Consider the following 801-nt stretch of genomic DNA (forward strand, 5'->3'; position numbering starts at 1 on the left):
TCAGGCGCGATTCTCATCGTGGCGCGGAGAACATTCTCCATCAAGACGCCGGATAGATTTAAGCAAGCCAACCACAACACCCGAAATCAAGGTTGCAAAAAAGGGGGTGACCATAGATTTTGTTTTGGGGATGACGGTGCCGGCTGCCCTATTTTTGCTGGTAGGTGGTATCCGTGATGGTCACTGACGGGAAGGTCTGCCCCCCTTTGATGGCGGCCCGGGTCTGCGCCTTTGCCGCTTCGTCAATCCAGAGCAGGCCGCCGAAGCTGTAACCCGAGTTGGAGCCGTCAAGGGGCCAGTAGAGCAAGTCGCTCTGGGGGGTTGCCGGCACCTTGGGCAGGCGTACCCAGCGCCAGGCGCCGGCCCGGGTATAGGGCACCTGATAGGCGGGGACGAAGCTGGCGAGCTCATAGAGTCGCTGCTGGATCTGGCGGGAGAGGTCGGCCTTCTTGCCGAAATCGAACGCCTTGTCGTATTGCTCCACCAGGGCAGAGATCCTGTCGTCATCGATGTTCATGATGTTGTTGGTCTGGGGCTTGTTGGCATTGACCTTATGGAAGTGTTCCCAATAGGCGGGATAGCGACCACCGCTCCAGGCCATCCAGGCACTCTGGTGTTTTTTCTCCAGCATGGATTTGAAGCCGGAAGACGCATCCATCAGATTGAGCTCGAGGTTGAGCCCTAATGCCAGTCAGTTAAGCCTGACTGGCATTGTTTTTACTAGGTTTTCTCGTCGCATACTTCTGTGGTTTGGCTTTGATGCACCTTGGGTAACTTCGTTCTCGGCGGGCGGGTAACTTG

1 protein-coding gene and 1 pseudogene are annotated in these 801 nt (G+C 56.6%); one reads left to right on the plus strand and one right to left on the minus strand.

The window, feature by feature from the left end; genetic code table 11:
• The coding region (locus ACNPAA_RS20945) for a hypothetical protein (protein WP_417891993.1) at positions 1-187 on the plus strand (187 nt) is incomplete at its 5' end.
• On the opposite strand, the pseudogene ACNPAA_RS20950 reads toward ACNPAA_RS20945, so the two are convergent.
• Positions 149-682: pseudogene (locus ACNPAA_RS20950) on the minus strand (ABC transporter substrate-binding protein); the annotation flags it as partial. The gene ACNPAA_RS20945 and the pseudogene ACNPAA_RS20950 sit on opposite strands and share 39 nt — an antisense overlap.
• Between the last annotated feature and the right edge of the window lie 119 nt (positions 683-801).

Origin of the sequence: Aeromonas sp. PS2Canimalfood6 (genome assembly GCF_048276795.1) — a bacterium.
Lineage (GTDB): Bacteria > Pseudomonadota > Gammaproteobacteria > Enterobacterales > Aeromonadaceae > Aeromonas > Aeromonas caviae.